The 1,130-nt window shown below is 66.5% G+C and carries 1 protein-coding gene; it reads right to left on the reverse strand.

Features of this window, described 5'->3' with window-relative positions:
- Positions 1 to 221: 221 nt before the first annotated feature.
- Positions 222 to 1,061 (reverse strand): hypothetical protein, encoded by an 840-nt coding sequence (locus AAFX91_RS41860; protein WP_394570369.1) that lies wholly within the window; start codon positions 1,059 to 1,061, stop codon positions 222 to 224.
- Positions 1,062 to 1,130 lie beyond the last annotated feature (69 nt).

The following is a 1,130-nucleotide window of genomic DNA, read 5'->3' on the forward strand; positions in this document are numbered from 1 at the left end:
CCTGCCACCCGAAAACTTGCCGATCCTCGAATGGCTCGGTATCAAAACGTCAAAATCACTGTGATGAACCACTAGGGGGCGTATTCAAGTCAAAAGCCGTCTCACATCGCGGTGAGGATGTAGCCCGGGTGGAGCGATAGCGTCACCCGGGATCACTCGTCATCGCTGATGCAGTAGTCCCGGGTTGCGCTGCGCTCCACCCGGGCTACGAGAGCTACAAACTAGCGCGCGACGATCAGGCCCTTGCTGGTGACGACCACCCAGCGGCCGTCCTGGCGGCGGATCGCATCGACGCGGCCGAGGCCGGGGATGGGATCGCCGGCATAGACCTCGTAGAGGCCCCGGCGGCCCTCGATCAATGCGCCGCCATTGCTGACGTCGCGCAGCACCCAACCGTCCACGGTCGGCATGCGGCCGATTTCAGGCTTTGGAGCCGCGGCAGCCGCCGTGGTCGCCGGTGGCGTCACACTGCCGGTGACGTCCTTGACCGCGGCAGGTTGAGCCGCGGCAACCGGGGCCGGCGCGGCTGAAGCAGCCTTCAGCTTCTCGACGGTCTCGCTGAGCTTGGCGAGTTTCGCGGCCGGCTCGGCCTGCGCCTTCTCGAGCTTGTCGAGGCGATCGCTGGTCTTGCTGAACTGGCTCGTTCCCGTCTTGGAGGCGTGCTCGAGCCCGGCCTTGAGCGCGCCGACATCGGCATCGATGCGCGCGATCGAAGCTTCGAGCGCGGTGTCCTTCTGCGGAACGACTGCTGCTGCCGCCTCAGCGGGCTTCGTGTAATAGCCGAGACCTGCGGTAGCCAGCGCGCCGCCGATGGCGCCTGCCGCGGTCGCGAGTGCGACGACCGCCGCCATCGCGGCGAAGCGGCGATTGCCCGACGATGCCGGCTGCTCGTCGTTGACGGGCTTGGCGGCCACGCCTTCGTCGTCCCAGATGCGCTCGCCCGGCGACATGATCATGAGCTTGCCGGGAGTACGCGGCGGTTCTGCTGCGGCCGGCTCGATCCGGGTCGGCTCGACCTTGGGCGCTTCGGCCTTGATGGCTTCGAACTTGGGAGTGCGCATTGCCTCACCAAGGATGTTACCGGAGAACTGACCGTCAGGATTGGGGCGGCGATACCGAATCGGATCGGT

The sequence above is a fragment of the Bradyrhizobium sp. 31Argb genome, assembly GCF_043638955.1.
GTDB lineage: Bacteria > Pseudomonadota > Alphaproteobacteria > Rhizobiales > Xanthobacteraceae > Bradyrhizobium.

Coding starts and splice junctions, on each gene's coding strand:
- AAFX91_RS41860 (WP_394570369.1), bottom strand. CDS start 1,061: ATGCGCACTCCCAAGTTCGAAGCCATCAAGGCCGAAGCGCCCAAGGTC.